This is a genomic window from Glutamicibacter ardleyensis, assembly GCF_014644555.1.
GTDB classification, from domain to species: Bacteria; Actinomycetota; Actinomycetes; order Actinomycetales; family Micrococcaceae; genus Glutamicibacter; species Glutamicibacter bergerei.
The window spans coordinates 118,623-137,339 of record NZ_BMKX01000007.1; the positions used below are offsets into that span (position 1 = coordinate 118,623).

Consider the following 18,717-nt stretch of genomic DNA (forward strand, 5'->3'; position numbering starts at 1 on the left):
TCGCAAGCCAATGAATTTCTTCATCTGACAACCAACAAGTTGGTTGTTTGTACCCCCAACGGGATTCGAACCCGTGCCGCTGCCGTGAAAGGGCAGTGTCCTAGGCCGCTAGACGATGGGGGCCTATATCTGCTTCGGTTTCTTGCGTCTCCGTAGCGGACTTCAACAACTATACGTGGCCTTTTTACCTTTTGCAAAATCGGCCTTTGCGGCAATTTTTTCAAGCTCAAAGCGACGCTGAACAGTAGGGTTGAAATATGAATTTGGAGATGAGTGACGACGAGTTTGACGACCTAGTCCAGTCGGCTGTCGACAGCATTCCGCAGAGCGCTATCGACATGATGGACAACGTCATTTTCTTTATCGAAGACGAATACGAGCCACTCCCTGGAGAACCAAAAAACACCGAGATTCTGGGCTTATACGAGGGTGTTGCACTCACTGAACGTGATCTCGGTTGGGCATCAGGCGCCCTGCCAGACCGGATTACAATTTTCAAAAACCCGACTCTAAGAGCCTGCGAAACACGAGAAGATGTCATCCGTGAAGTGCGCGTTACAGTCATGCATGAGGTGGCGCACCACTTCGGAATCGACGACGATAAATTGCACGATTTGGGCTGGGGATAGCAAAATTTCGTAAAAACTTATATTGAGATGTGCGTCACGAATTTTGCTCAAAATGGTGCAAAACTTGTCTTGCCAGCGCTTCTCATATTGTTGACCTCGGCGCCGCGGGTGGGAAAACCGACCTCTGTCGGTGTTTCAGGGCCGGCATGCCGATATTTTATTTATCTGCGACTGAAGCGAATCGCACCATGGATGCGCTGCATGCACATGCTTAGTCCGCGACGGGCAAAGCTTCGCCCTGACGAAGCCGACTTCCCGCTCAGTGATCATTACTTTCTGGTTCCATCACCTTTAGCCGTTGGGCGCGCTGAGCATCATGGCCAAACACGCTCAATTGGCACTTTCCTAAGCCAAGAACGTTTTAGCCTGCCTATACCTACATAAGGACGCAATAACAGCGCATTTCAGCCCTCATCTTGCTTAGTCGCGCGACAAAGTAACGAACGTGGACCCAGTTCCAACATTTTTGCGTTGCCGCACAGTCAAGATAACGAATCAAACGTGATCAAGCTTGGCACTTATAGGACTTTTACTTCCCGCCAAAAACCCTAAAACCATACCTTATTAAGCCACCTTCGTCCATATCACTCCGTAATTAGGGGCAGAAATCCCATCGATGTAATTCTTGTGACTGGTGTGACTAGTGTTGCCAAGCACCTCTTTTTTGGCCTAGTGTGCTATTTGGGACCTTGACCAAATTGCAACATTTCGATCTCGAAAAATTACGATTGGTCCTTTTCCCAACTGTCATCACCTGAATCTAGTGAGGAACGATATGGCGAACCGCCACTCGCTCGGCGTTGCCGCGTGCACCCTGGCCCTAGCAGTCTCATGTCTTGCTGGCGCCGTCCCGGCATCTGCCGCACCGTCGGCGAAGTTTCCCACGGCTATTTCGGTCGCCGCTGCACCGTCAAACACCTCTTTGCCCTCAGCGGCAGAGGTAGCGGCTGCCAAGTCGGACAAGAACGCCACTAACAACATGATTGCCCGCCTCGAAGCATCGCTTGTCTCAAGCCGTGCTGATCTACAGCGTGTTGAGACCGCCGCTCTAGAAGCACAGGAATCGTTGCTGACTGCCGGGCAGGAACGCGATTTGCGTTCAGCCGAGGCTGACAAAGCAGTTGAGCAGGTCAAATATGCGAAGCAGTACCTAGCCCAGAGTCGCAATGACCTTGGCGCTATCGCTTCGGATATGTACCGCAACGGTGCCAGCAACTCCAGCATTGGCATCCTGCTACAGGATGATGAATCAAACGACATCTTCTACAAGGCCGCCACCATGAGCGCCTTGAGCGAGAATCGCTCCCAGACGGTCAACACGGCCTCTGAAGCCGAAGCCCTCGTCACTGCTTGGGAAGAGTACGCAGACACCGCTCAGAAGGCCGCTAAGGCTGCTGCAGCGAACTATGACGAGGCTGCGACTACCGCTACCTCCACTCTGAACACCTACGAATCGTCGATCACTCCTCAGAAGGAACTTCGCGACGAACTTATTGGTCATCTTTCGGTCCTCAAGGAAAAAGAAGAAGCAGTAGTTCGTAAGCAGATCGCCGAGCAAGAAGAAAAAGCTCAGGAAGCGGCCCTGAAGGAAGTCATCGAGACTCCGCAGGCCGATGAGCCGGTCTCGAAAGATGACTTGGCCACTGCGCAACCACTTGCTGTAGAAACTCCCCAGGAATTCGAAGCTCTTGATTCCGAAGATGGCGACAACTCAAAGCTAAGAACTTTAACTCCAAAGGTGATCGAGCTCGAGAAGAACGAGCCGAAGGAAACTGAGAAGCCAAAGGAAACCGAGGCTCCAAAGGAAACTGAAAAGCCTAAGGAAACCCAGGCCCCAAAGGAAACCCAGAAGCCAAAGGAAACCGAGAAGCCGAAGGAAACTCAGGCTCCAAAGGAAACCGAAAAGCCAAAGGAAACCCAGGCTCCAAAGGAAACTCAGAAGCCAAAGGCTAAACCCAAGCCTAAGGAAACCGAGAAGCCAAAGGTCATGCCACAGGCTCCTGAAAAGCCAAAGGTTATCGAAGCTCCGAAGCCAGAACCTAAGAAGGTTCAGCCAAAGGCCCCCGAAAAGCCCAAGGTGACTCCGAAGCCAAAGCCTGAACCTGAGGTGAAGAAAGAAGAGCCTAAGCAGGAGACCAATAACAGCAACTATTCTGCTGCGATCTCTTGGGCCTTGAAAACCGCTGCTGATCCGAGCAAGGGTTACGTCTACGGCGCCAACGGACCAAATGTTTTTGACTGCTCCAGCTTCTCCAAGAAGGCGTTCGCCCAATCTGGCATCAACCTTCCACGTAGTTCCAGCCAGCAGTACGCGAGTGCTCCTCAGTATGTCTCGCTGAACGAGCTACGCCCGGGTGACTTGGTGTTCTCGTCCTCTAATGGTGGCGCTTCGTTCTACCACGTGGCTATCTACATCGGTAACGGCCAAGTAGTTCACGCTCGTAACCCAGGTGCCGGTATCTCGACGACCCCACTGAGCTGGGTCAACAACCTACATTCGAAGGCAGCACGCTACTAAGCCCGCTCACCTCCGAAAAAATGCTTCCGTAGTCTGCTGACTGCGGAAGCATTTTTCTTGTCCGTTGCTAGTTAACTAGCCAACGAGCTATTGATCCATGGCAAGAAGTTGGCCCGGAAAGATTTCTCTTTCCGGGCCAACAAGGTTTTTATTCGGCGTTAGTGTCGAAATTCTTTCGGTCAGCCAAACGAGGGTCATCACTGTCTGGTACCACCATGACCGGCCCCTTCGAATGGTGCAATACTCCCTGGCTGGTAGAGCCAAGCAACATACCGGCGAAGCCACCTCGACCACGCGAGCCCGTTACGGTAAGTACCGCATGCTCAGATTCGCGGATCAATACCTCCACCGGAGGTCCTGAAATCACATCAGTTTCCACTTCAACATTCGGATAGTGCGACTTAATCCAACGCTCGCCCACGTCCATTTGGTAGCGGACATCTTCAAGTACCGCTTCTTGATCAACGGTGGCTGGCATCCAGGCCAACGCCGCGGAGACCGGAGAAACAGCGCAAACCACACGAAGTTTGAGGTTTCGTGCTTGCGCCGCATCGGCTGCGGCTAGTACGGCAGACCTGGCTCGTTCCGATCCGTCAACACCAACAACAATGGTCTGGCGTTCCGGAGCGTCTTCCTGAGCCTGTTCCTGCTCTTTAGCCATAGACAACGGCACAACAACCGTTGGGCATTTGGCGTGCGCTGGCAATGCGGACGAAACCGACCCCAATAGCCGGCCCACGAAACCGCCACGGCCACGCGTTCCAACTACTACCAGTTCGGCATCTGCACTGAGGTCCAGCAGAACACCGGACGGGTCTCCAGACTCAATGTAGGTGCGGATCGTAGCTTCGCTACCTTCAAGTTCTGCGCGTGCCTGACGCACGATGTCCTCGGCGCCTCCACGGATTAAATCATCATCCAAAGTTGAATAACCTGCGTCCATGGACGAGGCAGCAAAAACTGGAATTGTGTAGGCGGATACGATATTTAACACGCTGCCCCGGCGAACCGCTTCGCGTTCGGCCCACCGCAAAGCGCACTTGCTTTGCTGGGACCCGTCGGCACCGACGACAATACCTTCGATTTTTTCAGTTCCGACTGGTGCTTCGTCACTCATCAGACTCGCTCCTCATTGACCTGTGATGGCATTGGGTGTGACCCCTCTTACAACCAATGTACTTCCAATCTTGTCTCACAGTGTGAGTTGGGTCTAATGATTTCACGCTAAGCCTACTCAGCTGTGAGATCAGTATGATTCCATGCCCAAAACGTCATAGAATTTTTACCATGCCCTCCCCCACCAAAACTGTGACCGAGACATCCTTCCCGGCGCGCGTTGATCGATATTTCAAAATTTCGGAACGCCGCTCAACTTTTGCTACCGAAGTTCGAGGCGGCATCGCCACCTTCTTCGCGATGAGCTACATTGTTGTACTCAACCCGCTGGTGCTCTCCGGCGTCGACTCTTCCGGTGGTGAACTCGGGATCCAACGCGTAGCCGCGGTGACCGCCTTCGTTGCTGGCATCCTGACCATCCTGATGGGCATCTGGGCCAGGCACCCATTCGCCATGGCTACCGGACTGGGCGTCAACGCCTTCGTAGCGATCACGGTGACAACAAATCCGGAACTTACCTGGGCAGATGTCATGGGCCTGGTGGTAGTTGCCGGTATCGTCATGTTCTTGCTGGTCCTCACCGGCTTTAGAACGGCAGTATTCCGCGCCGTTCCTGCGGGACTAAAGACCGCCATCGTGGTCGGCATCGGTATGTTTATCGCACTCATCGGTCTGGTCAATGCGGGCTTCGTTCAGCGCATCCCAGATGCCGCAAACACCACCGTACCGGTGGGTCTAGGCTTTGATGGCAAGCTCATGGGCTGGCCAATCGTTGTCTTCGTCGTTGGTTTGCTGTTGACCATGGCGCTGGTAGTTCGCAAGGTTAAAGGTGCCATCCTCATCGGGATTGTTGCCGCCGCAGCACTAGCGAATATTTTCGAAGCGGTCTTCAACGTTGGCGACCAGGAGACGAACAGCTGGTCACTGGTTGTTCCTTCGCTTCCAAGCTGGACCCTGCCAGATCTGAGTCTCATCGGTCAGGTCCATCTCTTTGGTGCCTTCGACAAGTTGGGCGTCACCGCGGCGTCACTACTTGCCTTCGTGATCCTACTATCGATTTTCTTCGACGCCATGGGCACCATGGTGGGTCTAGCTTCCGAGGCCGGCGTAATGGACAAGGACGGCAACATCCCGAACGTCGACAAGGTTCTGCTTGTTGACGCCGCAGGCGCCATCGTCGGTGGTGGTACCTCGAGTTCTTCGGCGCAGATCTTCGTGGAGTCCGGCGCCGGTATCGGCGAAGGCGCACGTACCGGTCTAGCCTCCGTGGTGACCGGTCTGCTACTTATCGTGGCGATGTTCCTGACCCCGTTGATCCACCTTGTTCCTTTTGAAGCGGTCGCACCGGCGCTGGTAGTCGTAGGCTTCATGATGGTTTCGCAGGTCTCCAAGATTGACTGGAGCGACTGGGGTATTGCACTTCCAGCGTTTCTCACCTTCATCCTGATGCCATTCACCTTCTCTATTGCCAACGGCATTGGAGCGGGCTTCATCTCGTACGTCTTCATCCGCACAGCGCAGGGACGTGCGAAGGAGATCCACCCATTGATGTGGGCTGTCGCGGCAGCCTTCGTGCTCTTCTTTGGTATCGGACTGATCGAGAATGCCATCGGCATGTAAGTAAAAGTACGACTCATCGGCTCGGCTCGTTTCCACGAGCCGAGCCGATTTTTCTTTGCCCAAAGCATGTTCTTCGCTTACCGACCGAACCGCAAAGACTCAGCCTTCTCCCCATATTTCGAAGCCATTACCGTGAGTTGAAATTCAGCCATTTCTACGCCCGGTGAATCACACTGGGTAGCATGAGAAATATCCAGATGATCTGAACGTTGAAGGAAGAACATGTCTCAACACAACAAGTGGGTCGAAATCGCTGCGGGATTAAAGAACCAGAATATGCGCAAGGCACTGGGTTTGGTCCTAGCCGGAGAGGGAGCCAGACTCGGCAGCTCTACCCAGAGCCTCAAAGACCTACGTCGTTGGGCCAAGATTGGCTTGTTAGTTGATACAGACCAGGGTTGGACGCTCAATGAAGAGCTTTTGAATGACACCCTGGCGACTGCCTCAGCAACCAATACCCAGCGCACCGGAATACTGCGCTTTTTTACTGGCACCCGGCTAAACGCTTTACCTGCACGTCCTACAGCCCGCCATGAAGTAATGGTCCATATTCGAGACCAGGTTCTGACCGCCCAAGAATCCTTACGGGAAAATCAGCTCAATGAGCGCTTAGCGGTCATCCATGAGGATGTGGCCTTACTGCGTCGTTACATGGTGGACCATAATTTGGTTCAGCGCGACACGGACGGCACCGCTTACCGAATGCCAGTTAGTTAATTGGCGTGGCTCCCGCAGCAAATTTGGTAACCCCAGAACCGGCAACCAGTTGCGCTGGCAGCGGGGCAATTCGCAGGTTTCGTTCAAAGCTCGCGCCGAGTGTTAACGGCTCGTCGCTAGCTAGGAATACAATATTTCCGTAACGGCGGCCCTTGAGCATTGGCGCATCAGCAATCATGGCCACGTGGGAAAATACGGAAAGTAGCGTAGCAGCTTCTGCTCGCGCGCCGGCAAGGTCCGCAGAGTCACCGCAGTTCAATAAGTAAACTCCGCCTTGATCCAGTACCCGCTGAGCTTCCTGGGCGTACCCCACGGTAGTGAGCTCGCGCGGAGTAATGCTGCCTGCGAATACATCTCGGATAATGATGTCCCGACTGTCGTCACTGAGCGTGGGGAGCACCTGCCCGGCGTCACCCACACGTAGCCGGACCAAGGGTGCACGCGGGACGTCGAAACGAGTACGCACTAATTCGGCGAGTTTTGCATCTAGTTCAACAACAACCTGGCGCGCGTTCTCATAGGTCGCTGCAACCCAACGAGCCATTGAGCAGCCGCCGCCACCTAGGTGTAACACGCGAAGTTTACGCGTGCGGCCATCAAATTCTTCGGTGGGAAAACCAATGGTGAATACAGGTTCCATCCAACGCATGTATTCAAAATCCAGGTAGCCGGGGTCATCAAGATCAATATGCGAAGAAGGCACACCATTGACCTTCAGAATGTAACGGTTAGCGCCGTAAGGGTCAGGTTCAATTTCAGCAAGCCCGGTGGCGATCTCGTAGCTTCCGACCATAACATTACTTTCGGTCTTAGCCATGTTTACGTACCATCCGTTGCTCACGAAGACCTGCCCAAGATCCGACCAGCTCTTCGCTAGTGCCATCCGGAACAAAACCATGTTTGGTATAGAAGTTTATTGCTCGCGCATTTCCTTCCAGCACCCAGAGCAACGCGTCACGCCGTGACAGCACGGTGTCCATCAAATGGGCTGCCAGCCCGGTGCCGTAATACTCTTTGAGCACATAAAGTACGCCGAGTTCGATATCGACGCCGGTATCTTGGTCTTCTTCAATGGTGGGGGTTCCGCCGGCTAAGCCGACAATTTTTCCGTCCCCGGTTTCGGCAATCCAGAACTGCGCTCCCCCAGCCAAGCCACGTTCCCACCATGCAAGCTGCTGGTCCAGTTGACTTTCATGGTGAGCAAAAAATCCTTCGTCACGGAAGGACGAGTAGGCTTCACGCCAAGCTTGCAACTTCATTTCAAGAGCTGCCCGGAGATCTTGTTCCTGGGCCAGACGGATTCGATATTCGTTCAAAAGTGACACACTCCTACATTACGTCAGCATCAGGTTCTGCGTCGCGAGGCACCACTGCCCTCCTACTTAAGGACTATTGCTACGGCGGATGGAATTTGGAAAACTAAGTAGATAGTTATTTAAACGTCCGAACCGAAGGGAAGGTCACGGGTGGATCGTAACGAGAAGTTCGCGACCTTCAGCGGCAGCGTCGTGACAGGTCTAACGCTGGTCTTCTGTTTATCCCCGACTTTCTGGATCATCTGTTTCGGTTCATTGCTACTAATCGTTAGTTTTAGCCTCTTAGCAAAATTTGAAGGGCTCTGGGGGCCAACCACTGCCAAACATTGGTTCTATATTCTGCCCATGGTGCTCGCCCCAACTCTGGGAGGGCTACTTCGCGAAACGAATTATGCACTGTGGCTCGGAGCTCTCGTGGCATTAGCCGGTGGTTTTGCAACGAATTTCCTCGTGCGCCGTTACCCTCCGTTTATGTCTCCACCTCAGGAGACGGAGACAGCAGAGACCGCAAACTCTATTTCGCGTTAGAACACTTAGCCGAGCTCAAATCCATCCCAATCACTTGGAACCATTGGTTTGTGACCCCGCGAAGAATCACGATATCCAAGATAATCACCGTTTGCTGCGCGCTCCCGACCGGCAGAATGATGAATCATGCCGTTTAGTCTTCAGAATCTTCAATTGCGCGCTCTAGACGCTGAATTTTTCCGTCAAGTTCACCGGTATATCCCGGGCGAATATCGGCCTTGAGCACCAGTGAAACCCGTGAACCATAGTTACTCACAGCCATTGTGGCAGCCTTAACGACAGCCATGACTTCATCCCATTCGCCTTCAAGCTCGGTAAACATTGAACTTGTACGGTTCGGCAACCCGGAGGCTCGAACGATTCGTACCGCTTCTGCTACGGCCTCATGAACCGAGGCATCGGGGTTGTCGGTGCTTGGGGCAACTGAAAAAGCTACAATCATGATTCCACTGTGCCACCGACGCCCACGCTTGTCAGCCTTTATGTTCTGTATGCGCAATATATTGTGGCTTAACTACAATGAGTTGCATGACCTATAGCGCACTGACTAGATACTTATCGTTGGGTGCGACTGCTAACCCAACACCGCCCGCAATCCGGGCAGAGGAACAAAACAGCGACTACGAATCAGCCATAGTTCAGGTAGAGAACCAATATTGGAGAATTCGTACCGCACGCATCACCCCGACCAAACCTGGAGCGTTCCTCGCCTGTTGGACACGCGACGTTGACGGTCGAACCGTACCGTTTAATGCGGGCGAGAAAATTGCAGGACTGTTGGTTTTTGTACAAGATGGGGAACGTTTCGGAGTCTTCAGGTTCACCCAAGAACATTTACGAGAGCTTGGAATCACTACCAGTGATTCCAGTCCCGGAAAACGTGGATTCCGGGTTTACCCAAGTTGGTGCACACAACTCAATCCGCAAGCACAACGCACTCAACGCGCCCAAAGTTCGGCCTTCAGCTCTTTAATTTAAGCGCCTCGGCGCGCCCAGCGGCGTCTACGCCGCTAATCCAGTGGCGCGTAGCGCTACCGCAGCCAGCGCTCCGACCAGCACCACGACTAAGTAGGGAGCTTTGAAGATCAAAGCAATCGTTGCTGCCGCCAACGCTCCGATCCGCGCGTCGATGATAAGTTCTTGTCCACTAGTTACCGCATTCATGGTGACCAGTGAAGCCAGCAACGCGACGGTGAGGGTTGCTGCCACATGGCTCATCAACGGGGAATCGAGTACCCGACGAGGCACAAAGTAGCCACTAATTTTCAGTGCAAAGGCCGCCGCGCAAGCGCCCAGAAGCCACCAGCTCAATTCGCTCATGTCTTCTCCTGATCTACCTGTTGCAGCTGCCCGTGTTCGGTAGCCGGCTTGGTGTGACGCCCGGTGAGCACCGCAAAAAGCACTGCGCAGCCAGCGGTGATCAGAATAGGTACGCCAGGAACCGTCAAGGGCACAGCGAACGCGGTGACAGTCGCCGCAGCACAAGCGACGACGATCGGTTGCGCGGATTTTAATCGTGGCCACAACAGTCCAAGGAACGCAGCTACCGCAGCCCCATCCAACCCCCAGGCCGCAGGATCTCCCATCCGTTCGCCAAGTAGCGCGCCCATGAGGGTAAAGAGGTTCCAGAGAACATAAACGCCAAGGCCCGCGGTCCAAAATCCACGATGGCGCTCACTGAGACTGGCTTGGCCTAAGCTCGTTGCGGTGGACTCGTCGATGGTCACCTGTGCCATGAAGGGAACCGCCCGAGGGCTAGGGCGAAGCGACTGCTTAATCTGCATTCCATAGACGGCGTTGCGCACCCCAAGCAGGGTTGCCGCGGAAAAGGCAGCCGAGGCTGCGCCGCCTCCGGAGAGCACCCCGATAAAAGCGAACTGCGAACCACCAGTGAACATTAACGCGCTCAAGGCCACCGTTTGCCACAAGTTAAGACCCGCGGCTATAGACAAAGCACCGAAGGAGATCCCGTAGAGTCCAGTCGCAAGCGCGATGGACAGACCCATTTTGGTAGCCGGCGTCAACCAATTACTCTTTGTGCTGGGCATCGTACCGCACCTTGTAAACACCACGTTTGACTCGTGCCTGGCCGATTTTTACTGCGTCTAACTGGTTCACGTGATTCACATGAGTGCCACCGCAGGCCTCGGAATTGATCCCCTCGATGGTGACCGTGCGGTGGCCATGCTCATCTATTTGAGTGCTGATTGACCCGCCGTGTGAGATCAGCTCGTCAACGCGTTGCTGTAACCAAGCTTCAGCTGCTGCCTTTTCGGTTTCATCATTAAGCGGCAAGTCGATACTGGCTGGATCAAAATCTAGGCGTGCTTGCCCGGGGAAGTGTGAGTGGCCACGGTGTTCCCATCCGCGATTTTCGCCGGCAAAGCCGATGATATGCCCGGCGGTATGTAAGGCGGCGTTGCTACGTCGCTGCGCTTCGTCGATAGCTGCGGTGACGACCTGCCCGTCGGTGAAGGTGGAAGTTGTGTAAAGAACAACCAGCCCGTCATCGGTGCGTCCAACGGTCACCGGCTGCTCATTGACCGTTCCGTGGTCTTCTTGCTGGCCTCCGCCCCGTGGGTGGAAGATATTCGGGCTCAGCGCAATCCAATAACCGGCTTCATCGTTACCTGAAGTGATGACAGTAGCTTGCGTGCTGAAGACATAGCTATCGCGCAGGTAGAGATTATCTTGGGTCGCGGTGTTCTTGGTGCTCATTCTTGGTCCAATTCTTGACGCAGTGCTGCCGGGCGGTTGCTAGTAATTTGGGTGACTCCCATGTCGATCAAATATTGTGCGTCAGCGGGGCGGTCTACGGTCCAGATTCGTGCGGTGAGTCCCTGTTCTAGCCATTGACGCACTAAGTGTTCGTTGGCGCGGACCCAGGCCACACCTGGGCCAATAATGCCGGCACCTCCGGCATTGATTAGCTCCCGTCCTTCCGCCACTGAACGGCGCATCACTTCATATACTCCGGCGCGTATAGTTTCACCCTCGCTGAGAAAGTCCGCTACCCGCCGTGGATCAATCTCGGTCATCAGCTGGCAAAGCAATGCTCGATTCACGGTCTGGGCGAGGAAACGAATTGAGTCAGGCTCAAAACTCATCAAAGTCACCTGAATCTGGCTTCGGCGACCTGCCAGTCCCGTCTGTGGATCAAAATTAAATCCAGCTAAGACCTTCAGTGTTTCTTCTTCGAGCAGGTGCCCGTACGGGCTGGGATGCTTGATTTCTATCGCTAAACCAATGTTGGTCCCACGCTCGTCGATCAATTCAAGCAGCTCCACTAGGCTAAGTAGCTGGTCGCTGATGCTTCCGTATTCTTCCGGTACAGCCACCGGCATATAAGAGGAGAAATCCATCTTCTTGAGCTCGTCGAGCGTAAATCCAGCCACTTCTCCGGTGGTATCGCTGGTACGGTCAACGGTTGGATCATGATGGCAGATCACTACACCGTCGCTACTCAGGTGCACATCACACTCAATTCCATCCGCACCCTCATCGATGGCTTGCAGATAGGCTGCGCGAGTATTTTCGGCGAATTTTTGCGAACTACCGCGATGTGCGTAAAAGAGCGTGTCCATGTCTCCAACGCTACTGGTTTATGCGCGGTACGCGCGTCATTAATGGCGTGCCATCACAAGTAAAGTGGTGCGCATGCCAGAACTTCTTGATCAGCGCGCCGAAGGCCTTCGCAGTATGAAGCGGGTAGCTACCCTGCTGTTCTTACTAATGTGCGCGCTATTTGTTTTTAGCGTGCTGTTCCAAGAGCGAATTCCTGCTTTGAGTTATCTGAAGTCAGCCGCCGAGGGCGGGATGGTCGGCGCGGTGGCCGACTGGTTTGCGGTGACTGCGCTATTTCGACATCCTCTGGGCCTGAAAATCCCTCACACAAATCTGATTCAACGTAAAAAAGATGAACTTGGCGCCTCTTTAGGTGATTTTGTACAGCAGAATTTCCTCACCCCTCAAGTCATCACCACAAAGCTTCGTCAAGCACAATTGGGGCTTCGTGTCGGTAGCTATCTTGCTAGCGAGAAGGGTTCTACTGCCGCGGCCACCCAGATTTCGACTCTGGCCGTAGGCGCATTAAATTCCCTGGATGATGAGCAGGTACTCACCGTCTTGCAGGTATTAGCCAATGATTATGTGGTCGCCCCAGAATGGTCCACAACTCTCGGAGCACTAGGCCAGAAACTCATCGACGATAGCCATCATGAAGTCGCCGTAGAACTGATCGCACAGCGGGCCGGAACCTGGGTGTCCGAACACTCTGAGGTGTTCTTAGATGTGGTTTCTGGTCGATCCCCTTCATGGGTTCCACAAATGGTCGACCAGCTGCTGGCGCAGAAAGTGCATCAAGAATTACGCGGATTGCTCTTCGCAGTGGCAAATAATGTGCAACATCCATTGCGTCTGGCGCTGACCGATTGGCTGGCGGATTTCACTGTGGCCATGCAGCATGACCCAGAAACCATCAAGAAGGTTGAGGCATTTAAGCACTCGCTGCTTGGTGACCAACAGTTACGTGAGCTAGCTGTTCGTGGCTGGGATTCTTTGAAGACAGGACTGATTCAGTCCTTGCAGGATGCCGAATCTCCACTAAATATTGCGCTTCGTTCAGCTTTGGGCACTTTTGGCGAACGTCTGCAAAATGACCACCAGCTACGTGAGAATTTAGAGGACCGATTAGTTTCCGGCGTTGCTTCACTGACCGAACAACACGGAGCGGCTTTGGCCGGACTGGTCAGCGATACTGTTCAGGCCTGGAATCCAGTGGAAACCAGTGAAAAACTTGAGCTTCAGGTGGGCCGTGATCTGCAGTTCATTCGGATCAATGGCACCGTGATCGGCGCGCTAGCCGGCGTTGTGATTTTCTCCGTGGGCGAGCTCATCGTAGCCATTTCTGGCTGACCTGCCAGAATACGTTTCCAGGGTTGCCTAGCAACACCTCTTCCCTGCAAGCCATCGAAAGATTAGTATTTATTCAGTCTCAATAACTATTGAATAAGTATTTCTCACTATCGAACCGGCTGACTAGAGTTGCCATGAACGTCGCTACAGCTTTAAGCGCGGGTCGACGATCGGAGCACCCATGGAAACTAGACTTTTACGTTATTTCGTCGCAGTAGCCGAAGAACGACATTTCGGCCGCGCTGCCGAACGCCTGCATATGGCTCAGCCACCGCTCTCTCAGCAGATCAAGCAACTCGAAGAACAACTCGGTACGAAGCTTTTCGTCCGCACTACCCGCAAAGTGGATCTCACCCCTGCCGGTGAATTGTTGTTGACTAGAGCTCGCGCGCTCCTCGAAGAACACACCCAACTGGCACGCGACGTACGCACCGTCGGAGACGGTGCCAGTGGAGTGCTTCGCTTGGGCTCCACTGGCAGCGCCACCTACCGGATCATGCCCAAGGTGATCGCCGCGACCACCGAGCATATGCCGGGACTTCAGCTCAACGTCCAAGGCGAAATGCTGACTCCGGAAATGGAAGAGGCGCTGGCTGAAGGCCGTCTTGATATCGCGATCTTGCGCCCGCCAGTACACAATGACGAGGTCGAATATTCGTTATTAGAGAAAGACTTGCTCGCTGTCGCGTTACCCACCGGGCACCGTCTGGCTTCACATGAAGTTATCGACATCCAAGAGTTGCGTACCGAAAATTTCATTTGTTACCCCGCCAGCTCTGCGGTAAACACGATTTTCGTTGAAACCTGTCGCAGCGCCGGATTCATTCCGCGCACCGCGCAGATAGCCCGCGAGACCTCTACCCTGCTGACCTTTGTGGCCGCCGGCTTAGGTATCGGCATGGTTCCAACGTCCAATTACCTGCCACACAGCGAGCGGATCATCTTCCGTCCACTGCGCAACGCGCCGTCGGTCGATCTTGCGGTGGCTTGGAAGCTGGGCAATCAGTCACCGCTCGTACAAAACTTTCTAAAACTCTGCACCAACTTGGCTCCTGAGGAAGGACACTCTGAATGAAAATTGCTCGCATTGAAGCGATCCCTTACGCCATCCCGTACACGCACCCATTGCGTTTTGCCAGTGGCGAAGTGCACACGGCAGACCACGTACTGATCCGTGTACACACCGACGACGGAATCATCGGCACCGCCGACGCCCCACCACGTCCGTACACCTATGGTGAAACCCAGACCTCCATCCGCACCATAGTGCAGGACATCTTTGGTCCACAGGTGATTGGATTAGATATCTTTGACCGCGAAAAGGTTCGTCAGGTCATGGACCGCACGATTCACAACCAAGTCGCCAAGGGCGCCCTGGACATCGCCATCTGGGATGCTATCGGCCAGGCGGTGAAGACCCCGGTACACAAGCTTCTCGGCGGATTCACCGATTCCATGCGAGTTTCACACATGCTTGGCTTCCGTCCGGCCGAAGAACTTCTCGAAGAAGCACTGCGCTTTGGCGAGCAGTACGGCATCACCACCTTCAAGTTGAAGGTGGGCCGTCGACCACTGGCGCTGGATATCGAGGCATGCCGAGTGTTGCGCGAGGGCCTAGGTGAAAACGTCGAGATTTACCTAGACGCGAACCGTGGTTGGACCGCCAACGAAGCCATGGAAGTTCTACGTCAGACCGAGGACCTTGGCCTCACGATGCTCGAAGAGCCGTGTGATGCCAAGGAAACTCTGAGCCGTAAGCGACTCGTTGAACGCTCACCAATTCCAATTGTTGCCGACGAGTCCGTCCCAACTGCTGGCGATGTCTCACGCGAACTGCTTTCCGGTGGCGCCAACGCCATCTGCATCAAGACCGCGCGTTCGGGGTTCACCGAAGCCACCGAAATTCTGGGCTTGTGCACCGGGCTGGGAGTAGACGTCACCATGGGCAACCAGATAGATACGCAGATCGGCTCGCTAGCCACCGTCACCTTCGGCGCAGCCCATCAGGCCACCACCCGCAAGGCCGGAGAACTGTCCAACTTCCTCGATATGACCGATGACCTGCTGGCGGATCCATTGGTGATCAAGGACGGGCGCATCTTCGTGCGCAACGTTCCAGGCGTTGGCGCTGGAATTGATGAAACAAAACTGGCGCATTACCGCCAGGACTAGCATTATCCCCACTTACCCTAGGAGAACCCATGTTGTTCCTTGCACGTATGGACGTATCGTTCCCAGCCCACCTCACTGCAGAGCAGGTTGCAGATTTTCAGGTCCGCGAGAAGGCCTACTCGGCTCAGCTGCAGGAAAGCGGCAAAATGCAGGGCATCTGGCGCATTGTCGGAGAGTACGCGAATCACTCGATTTATGATGTTGAATCAAATGATGAACTGCACGAAATCCTCAGTGGCTTTCCGATGTACGCGCACATGAAGATCAAGGTGACCCCGCTCGCTAAGCACCCGAATTCGATACGCTAAAAAGATTTTTAGCATCCCATCGCCAACTGTGCGCCAACCCACATGGATTGATACTCAAATCATCTCATTGGACGGTAAATAAGTATTTTACTCGTCATAGACACTGCACTACATTGAATACCAATCGCACGAGATGATGGGGATCACAATATAGATCCGCGTCAGTCACACCACACATGATTAGGGGAGTCATTATGACCATCGAAACTCCACAGGATGCAACCGCAGCAAAGTCGGGCAACGCCGCCACCGACCGTTTCCGCAGCTCCGGAAAACTTGGCTCAATTGAAACCTCAGTCGAGCGCGTGAACCTGCTAGCCAGCAAGCTGGTCAAGGCCGCAAATGACATCATCCTCGAAGAGCGCGTGAGCTATGACGAGTTCAACGCGCTGAAGGCGTGGCTGATCAAGGTTGGCGAAGATGGCGAATGGCCACTGTTCCTCGACGTCTGGCTGGAGCACTCCGTGGAAGAGGTCGCTACCGACCACCGCGAAGGCAACAAGGGCTCGATCGAGGGCCCTTACTACGTGCCGGAAGCACCTACCCAGGACTCCCCTGCCACCATCTCGATGCGCGAAGACGAGAAGGGCACCAACCTGCTCTTCCAAGGTCAGGTCCGCTCCACCGATGGCTCGGCACTGAAGAACGCCAAGATTGAGCTATGGCACGCAGATGAAGAAGGTTTCTACTCGCAGTTCGCCCCTGGCATCCCGGAGTGGAACCTGCGCGGCACCTTCATCGCTGATGAAGAAGGCAACTTCGCGATCAACACCATGCAGCCAGCTCCGTACCAGATCCCTACCGACGGCGCCTGCGGTCAGCTGATCGCCGCTGCCGGGTGGCACGCATGGCGTCCGGCCCACCTGCACCTGAAGGTCTCAGCCGAGGGCCACGAGCTGCTCACCGCGCAGCTGTACTTCCCGGGAGATGCACACAATGACGATGATATCGCCACTGCGGTAAAGCCCGAACTGCTGCTGGACATCCAGCCAGCAGAATCCGGTAACGGCAAGCAGGTCACCTACGACTTCGTACTTGACCCAGTAAAGTAAAGCAGAACTTAGAAGCACCGTCTGACGCTGTATGGGAGCGTTAGGCGGTGCTTTTTTGTCTCCAGCTCAGGGGTTTCAAACCTGTTCGGCCCGATGGTCAAAGGCCAATGGCAAGAGGTCCTGGCAAGCACCGGGCCCGCCGGTGAAATACTGGATGCCTACCCCCCGCAAATACCCTGCCGTCCGCGGCCCGCACCGCGGCGCCCAGCGTATGAATACCGTCTTGGCCCACACCTGCATTGGTGGTCGAATCAATCGTTACGCGTGCAAAATTGATGAGCTCAAGGTCACTGACTGTCAACGGAAGCGCGGAGGCAGGAATGCTCAACGGCAAACTTCAGCGTAGGCGCTTGCCCCTTCCTTAGCTTCGGATACCTTCGTAGACTCAACCTTGAATTAGCAAACGTTTCCCCCCACCGGAGGTTTGACCTATGCCGCGTATTTTGAGGTTTGATCATGTTGGTATCACCGTTCAAAATCTTGAGAAAGCCACGGAGTTTTTTGTGCGTCTCGGTCTTGAAATCGAAGGGAGCACCTTCGTTGAAGGCGATTTCATTAACACCGTCACTGCGCTGCCCAACGCGCGTTCCGAAATTGTGATGTTGCGTATCCCGGGTGGTGATACCGCGGTAGAGCTTTCCAGCTTCATTCGTCCCGCGCACCTGAGCGGATCTCCGCAGAACATGGCCAACGAGCTGGGTATTCGAAGCCTGTCTTTTGAAGTTGATGATCTGCAAGGCCAGGTCGAGCGCCTAAAAGCCCAAGGTTATGGACTAGTGGGTGGCATTGGCACATATGAGGGTTCTTGGAAAATGGCTTATATCCGCGGCCCCGAGGGAATTCTTGTGGCCCTGGCGCAGCGTCTGGGCTAAAAAACTTCCCATGAATTGCTTCAGTTGCTAGGATTCGAGAAAGGCAGCAAAACACCTTGTGAGAAGTTCTTTACACAACCTTTGCCACCATCTAATTTCTAGTAAAGGCATCTACAACATGGCAGCAGATGGGTCATTTCAAAAGCGTTTGCAATCGCACAAGGCCACTCTCACCTCAGGTGCCGGGATACTTGGGCTTGCGCTCTGCGCGGGGCTTATCTCGGGCTGTACGGCCATTGACAACTATTCAGGCGACACCTGCGATGGAGAAAAACCTGTGGCCTCCCTCGAAGAAGCTGGCCGAGCATTGGTCACCGCCGTCTACGCCGGCGATCTCGACGGCGTATGTCGTGTCACTGCCGCGCCTGCCGACGGTCATCCGCCCAGCGATCAAATGGTCGCGGCAACAAAAGTCATCTTGCAGGAACAAGGGATCACCCCGGACGATCTGAAGATTACCGTGGGCGAACAACTCGGCAGTGGCATCTTGGTAATGCTCAGCGATGGGTCAGCTGATCCTGCACAATCCATAGAACTATTTGGCACGGCCGTGCGTGCCGAAGGGTTTACTATCGGCCTCCCACCGCAGGTATATCCCACGGAACCTTCCCATCCAGCTTCTCAATCGGCAAGCGTAACGGACTAGGTTTGGTGCCGTGAACGCAGCCGATGAATCGCGAATAATCTTCGAGAAAAACAACCAACGATAAGAAATAGCGGCTAGACTCAGGCAGACATCGTTGCCCCTTAGGAGGCCACATCATGTCAAAGGTCTATTACAGCGCCCCGCTCATCTTGCTGATTGCAGTCTTGATAATTTTCGCTTTCACCCAGTGGTTACCATTGCTCTTAGTGATCCCTGGCACAGCTGCGGCGATGCTCGTCGGCAGGCAACATTTCACGACCGGCCCGACGCAGAACTCCTTGAAAACAGACCGGGAATAGTCCACTTCTC

General features: G+C 54.3%; 21 protein-coding genes and 1 tRNA gene. 13 read left to right on the forward strand and 9 right to left on the reverse strand.

Annotated elements, in window-relative coordinates:
• Positions 1 to 50 precede the first annotated feature (50 nt).
• Positions 51 to 123: transfer RNA gene (locus IEX04_RS13520), tRNA-Glu, on the reverse strand.
• 134 nt (positions 124 to 257) lie between these two features.
• Here IEX04_RS13520 and IEX04_RS13525 point away from each other — a divergent pair.
• Positions 258 to 629: a metallopeptidase family protein gene (locus IEX04_RS13525; protein WP_096256476.1), complete on the forward strand. Its 372-nt coding sequence runs from the start codon at positions 258 to 260 to the stop codon at positions 627 to 629.
• Between the two features lie 775 nt (positions 630 to 1,404).
• Complete coding sequence (locus IEX04_RS13530) at positions 1,405 to 3,147, forward strand: C40 family peptidase (protein WP_188686292.1); 1,743 nt, start codon at positions 1,405 to 1,407, stop codon at positions 3,145 to 3,147.
• Positions 3,148 to 3,295: 148 nt separating this feature from the next.
• Here the strand turns inward: IEX04_RS13530 and IEX04_RS13535 are convergent, their stop codons facing one another.
• A complete protein-coding gene (locus IEX04_RS13535) occupies positions 3,296 to 4,264 on the reverse strand; it encodes a universal stress protein (protein WP_096256478.1) in 969 nt (322 codons plus the stop codon).
• Between the two features lie 170 nt (positions 4,265 to 4,434).
• On the opposite strand from IEX04_RS13535, the gene IEX04_RS13540 reads away from it, so the two are divergent.
• Entirely contained in the window at positions 4,435 to 5,883 is a 1,449-nt protein-coding gene (locus IEX04_RS13540) for an NCS2 family permease (RefSeq protein WP_096256479.1), read from the forward strand.
• Positions 5,884 to 6,105: 222 nt separating this feature from the next.
• Positions 6,106 to 6,600 carry a DUF2087 domain-containing protein gene (locus tag IEX04_RS13545; protein WP_096256480.1) on the forward strand — a complete coding sequence of 165 codons (495 nt, stop codon included), beginning with the start codon at positions 6,106 to 6,108 and terminating at the stop codon, positions 6,598 to 6,600.
• On the opposite strand, the gene IEX04_RS13550 is transcribed toward IEX04_RS13545, so the two are convergent.
• The 3 genes from IEX04_RS13550 to IEX04_RS13560 all read right to left on the reverse strand — a co-directional run bounded on the left by IEX04_RS13550 (position 6,593) and on the right by IEX04_RS13560 (position 8,886).
• Positions 6,593 to 7,417 (reverse strand): spermidine synthase, encoded by an 825-nt coding sequence (locus tag IEX04_RS13550; RefSeq protein ID WP_229677150.1) that lies wholly within the window; start codon positions 7,415 to 7,417, stop codon positions 6,593 to 6,595. The genes IEX04_RS13545 and IEX04_RS13550 overlap by 8 nt on opposite strands.
• On the reverse strand, positions 7,410 to 7,925 hold the full coding sequence (locus IEX04_RS13555; RefSeq protein ID WP_096256481.1) for a GNAT family N-acetyltransferase: 516 nt from the start codon (positions 7,923 to 7,925) through the stop codon (positions 7,410 to 7,412). Before IEX04_RS13555 ends, IEX04_RS13550 begins: the two co-directional genes overlap by 8 nt.
• Before the next feature lie 652 nt (positions 7,926 to 8,577).
• Positions 8,578 to 8,886: a thiamine-binding protein gene (locus IEX04_RS13560; RefSeq protein WP_096256483.1), complete on the reverse strand. Its 309-nt coding sequence runs from the start codon at positions 8,884 to 8,886 to the stop codon at positions 8,578 to 8,580.
• Between the two features lie 86 nt (positions 8,887 to 8,972).
• Here IEX04_RS13560 and IEX04_RS13565 point away from each other — a divergent pair, with 86 nt between their 5' ends.
• Complete coding sequence (locus tag IEX04_RS13565) at positions 8,973 to 9,422, forward strand: MepB family protein (protein ID WP_188686294.1); 450 nt, start codon at positions 8,973 to 8,975, stop codon at positions 9,420 to 9,422.
• Between the two features lie 24 nt (positions 9,423 to 9,446).
• On the opposite strand, the gene IEX04_RS13570 is transcribed toward IEX04_RS13565, so the two are convergent.
• From IEX04_RS13570 to IEX04_RS13585, 4 genes are read right to left on the reverse strand one after another with little or no spacing between them, the layout of a single operon-like run.
• Positions 9,447 to 9,764, reverse strand: coding sequence for an AzlD domain-containing protein (locus IEX04_RS13570; protein WP_096256485.1), 318 nt, complete (start codon positions 9,762 to 9,764; stop codon positions 9,447 to 9,449).
• Positions 9,761 to 10,492: an AzlC family ABC transporter permease gene (locus tag IEX04_RS13575; RefSeq protein WP_229677151.1), complete on the reverse strand. Its 732-nt coding sequence runs from the start codon at positions 10,490 to 10,492 to the stop codon at positions 9,761 to 9,763. Before IEX04_RS13575 ends, IEX04_RS13570 begins: the two co-directional genes overlap by 4 nt.
• Positions 10,473 to 11,162: an alanyl-tRNA editing protein gene (locus IEX04_RS13580; protein ID WP_188686297.1), complete on the reverse strand. Its 690-nt coding sequence runs from the start codon at positions 11,160 to 11,162 to the stop codon at positions 10,473 to 10,475. Before IEX04_RS13580 ends, IEX04_RS13575 begins: the two co-directional genes overlap by 20 nt.
• A complete protein-coding gene (locus IEX04_RS13585) occupies positions 11,159 to 12,028 on the reverse strand; it encodes a glycerophosphodiester phosphodiesterase (protein ID WP_188686299.1) in 870 nt (289 codons plus the stop codon). Before IEX04_RS13585 ends, IEX04_RS13580 begins: the two co-directional genes overlap by 4 nt.
• Positions 12,029 to 12,101: 73 nt before the next feature.
• On the opposite strand from IEX04_RS13585, the gene IEX04_RS13590 reads away from it, so the two are divergent.
• The 8 genes from IEX04_RS13590 to IEX04_RS13625 all read left to right on the forward strand — a co-directional run bounded on the left by IEX04_RS13590 (position 12,102) and on the right by IEX04_RS13625 (position 18,707).
• Positions 12,102 to 13,358 (forward strand): DUF445 domain-containing protein, encoded by a 1,257-nt coding sequence (locus IEX04_RS13590; protein WP_188686302.1) that lies wholly within the window; start codon positions 12,102 to 12,104, stop codon positions 13,356 to 13,358.
• Positions 13,359 to 13,539: 181 nt separating this feature from the next.
• On the forward strand, positions 13,540 to 14,433 hold the full coding sequence (locus tag IEX04_RS13595; protein WP_188686305.1) for a LysR substrate-binding domain-containing protein: 894 nt from the start codon (positions 13,540 to 13,542) through the stop codon (positions 14,431 to 14,433).
• The gene (locus tag IEX04_RS13600) at positions 14,430 to 15,530 is read left to right on the forward strand and encodes an enolase C-terminal domain-like protein (protein ID WP_096256491.1); all 1,101 of its coding nucleotides are present in this window, start codon (positions 14,430 to 14,432) and stop codon (positions 15,528 to 15,530) included. The genes IEX04_RS13595 and IEX04_RS13600 overlap by 4 nt, the downstream gene beginning before the upstream one ends.
• A gap of 29 nt (positions 15,531 to 15,559) precedes the next feature.
• Positions 15,560 to 15,838 carry a muconolactone Delta-isomerase gene (gene catC, locus IEX04_RS13605; protein WP_096256492.1) on the forward strand — a complete coding sequence of 93 codons (279 nt, stop codon included), beginning with the start codon at positions 15,560 to 15,562 and terminating at the stop codon, positions 15,836 to 15,838.
• 194 nt (positions 15,839 to 16,032) lie between these two features.
• Positions 16,033 to 16,890, forward strand: a complete 858-nt coding sequence (gene catA, locus IEX04_RS13610) for a catechol 1,2-dioxygenase (RefSeq protein ID WP_096256493.1) — start codon at positions 16,033 to 16,035, stop codon at positions 16,888 to 16,890.
• A 431-nt stretch (positions 16,891 to 17,321) separates the two neighbouring features.
• Positions 17,322 to 17,762 carry a VOC family protein gene (locus IEX04_RS13615; RefSeq protein WP_096256495.1) on the forward strand — a complete coding sequence of 147 codons (441 nt, stop codon included), beginning with the start codon at positions 17,322 to 17,324 and terminating at the stop codon, positions 17,760 to 17,762.
• A 118-nt stretch (positions 17,763 to 17,880) separates the two neighbouring features.
• Entirely contained in the window at positions 17,881 to 18,408 is a 528-nt protein-coding gene (locus IEX04_RS13620; RefSeq protein WP_188686308.1) for a hypothetical protein, read from the forward strand.
• Positions 18,409 to 18,524: 116 nt separating this feature from the next.
• Positions 18,525 to 18,707 (forward strand): hypothetical protein, encoded by a 183-nt coding sequence (locus IEX04_RS13625; RefSeq protein WP_096256497.1) that lies wholly within the window; start codon positions 18,525 to 18,527, stop codon positions 18,705 to 18,707.
• Positions 18,708 to 18,717: the final 10 nt, after the last annotated feature.

Coding starts and splice junctions, on each gene's coding strand:
- IEX04_RS13525 (WP_096256476.1), top strand. CDS start 258: ATGAATTTGGAGATGAGTGACGACGAGTTTGACGACCTAGTCCAGTCG.
- IEX04_RS13530 (WP_188686292.1), top strand. CDS start 1,405: ATGGCGAACCGCCACTCGCTCGGCGTTGCCGCGTGCACCCTGGCCCTA.
- IEX04_RS13535 (WP_096256478.1), bottom strand. CDS start 4,264: ATGAGTGACGAAGCACCAGTCGGAACTGAAAAAATCGAAGGTATTGTC.
- IEX04_RS13540 (WP_096256479.1), top strand. CDS start 4,435: ATGCCCTCCCCCACCAAAACTGTGACCGAGACATCCTTCCCGGCGCGC.
- IEX04_RS13545 (WP_096256480.1), top strand. CDS start 6,106: ATGTCTCAACACAACAAGTGGGTCGAAATCGCTGCGGGATTAAAGAAC.
- IEX04_RS13550 (WP_229677150.1), bottom strand. CDS start 7,417: ATGGCTAAGACCGAAAGTAATGTTATGGTCGGAAGCTACGAGATCGCC.
- IEX04_RS13560 (WP_096256483.1), bottom strand. CDS start 8,886: ATGATTGTAGCTTTTTCAGTTGCCCCAAGCACCGACAACCCCGATGCC.
- IEX04_RS13565 (WP_188686294.1), top strand. CDS start 8,973: ATGACCTATAGCGCACTGACTAGATACTTATCGTTGGGTGCGACTGCT.
- IEX04_RS13570 (WP_096256485.1), bottom strand. CDS start 9,764: ATGAGCGAATTGAGCTGGTGGCTTCTGGGCGCTTGCGCGGCGGCCTTT.
- IEX04_RS13575 (WP_229677151.1), bottom strand. CDS start 10,492: ATGCCCAGCACAAAGAGTAATTGGTTGACGCCGGCTACCAAAATGGGT.
- IEX04_RS13580 (WP_188686297.1), bottom strand. CDS start 11,162: ATGAGCACCAAGAACACCGCGACCCAAGATAATCTCTACCTGCGCGAT.
- IEX04_RS13585 (WP_188686299.1), bottom strand. CDS start 12,028: ATGGACACGCTCTTTTACGCACATCGCGGTAGTTCGCAAAAATTCGCC.
- IEX04_RS13590 (WP_188686302.1), top strand. CDS start 12,102: ATGCCAGAACTTCTTGATCAGCGCGCCGAAGGCCTTCGCAGTATGAAG.
- IEX04_RS13595 (WP_188686305.1), top strand. CDS start 13,540: ATGGAAACTAGACTTTTACGTTATTTCGTCGCAGTAGCCGAAGAACGA.
- IEX04_RS13600 (WP_096256491.1), top strand. CDS start 14,430: ATGAAAATTGCTCGCATTGAAGCGATCCCTTACGCCATCCCGTACACG.
- catC (WP_096256492.1), top strand. CDS start 15,560: ATGTTGTTCCTTGCACGTATGGACGTATCGTTCCCAGCCCACCTCACT.
- catA (WP_096256493.1), top strand. CDS start 16,033: ATGACCATCGAAACTCCACAGGATGCAACCGCAGCAAAGTCGGGCAAC.
- IEX04_RS13615 (WP_096256495.1), top strand. CDS start 17,322: ATGCCGCGTATTTTGAGGTTTGATCATGTTGGTATCACCGTTCAAAAT.
- IEX04_RS13620 (WP_188686308.1), top strand. CDS start 17,881: ATGGCAGCAGATGGGTCATTTCAAAAGCGTTTGCAATCGCACAAGGCC.
- IEX04_RS13625 (WP_096256497.1), top strand. CDS start 18,525: ATGTCAAAGGTCTATTACAGCGCCCCGCTCATCTTGCTGATTGCAGTC.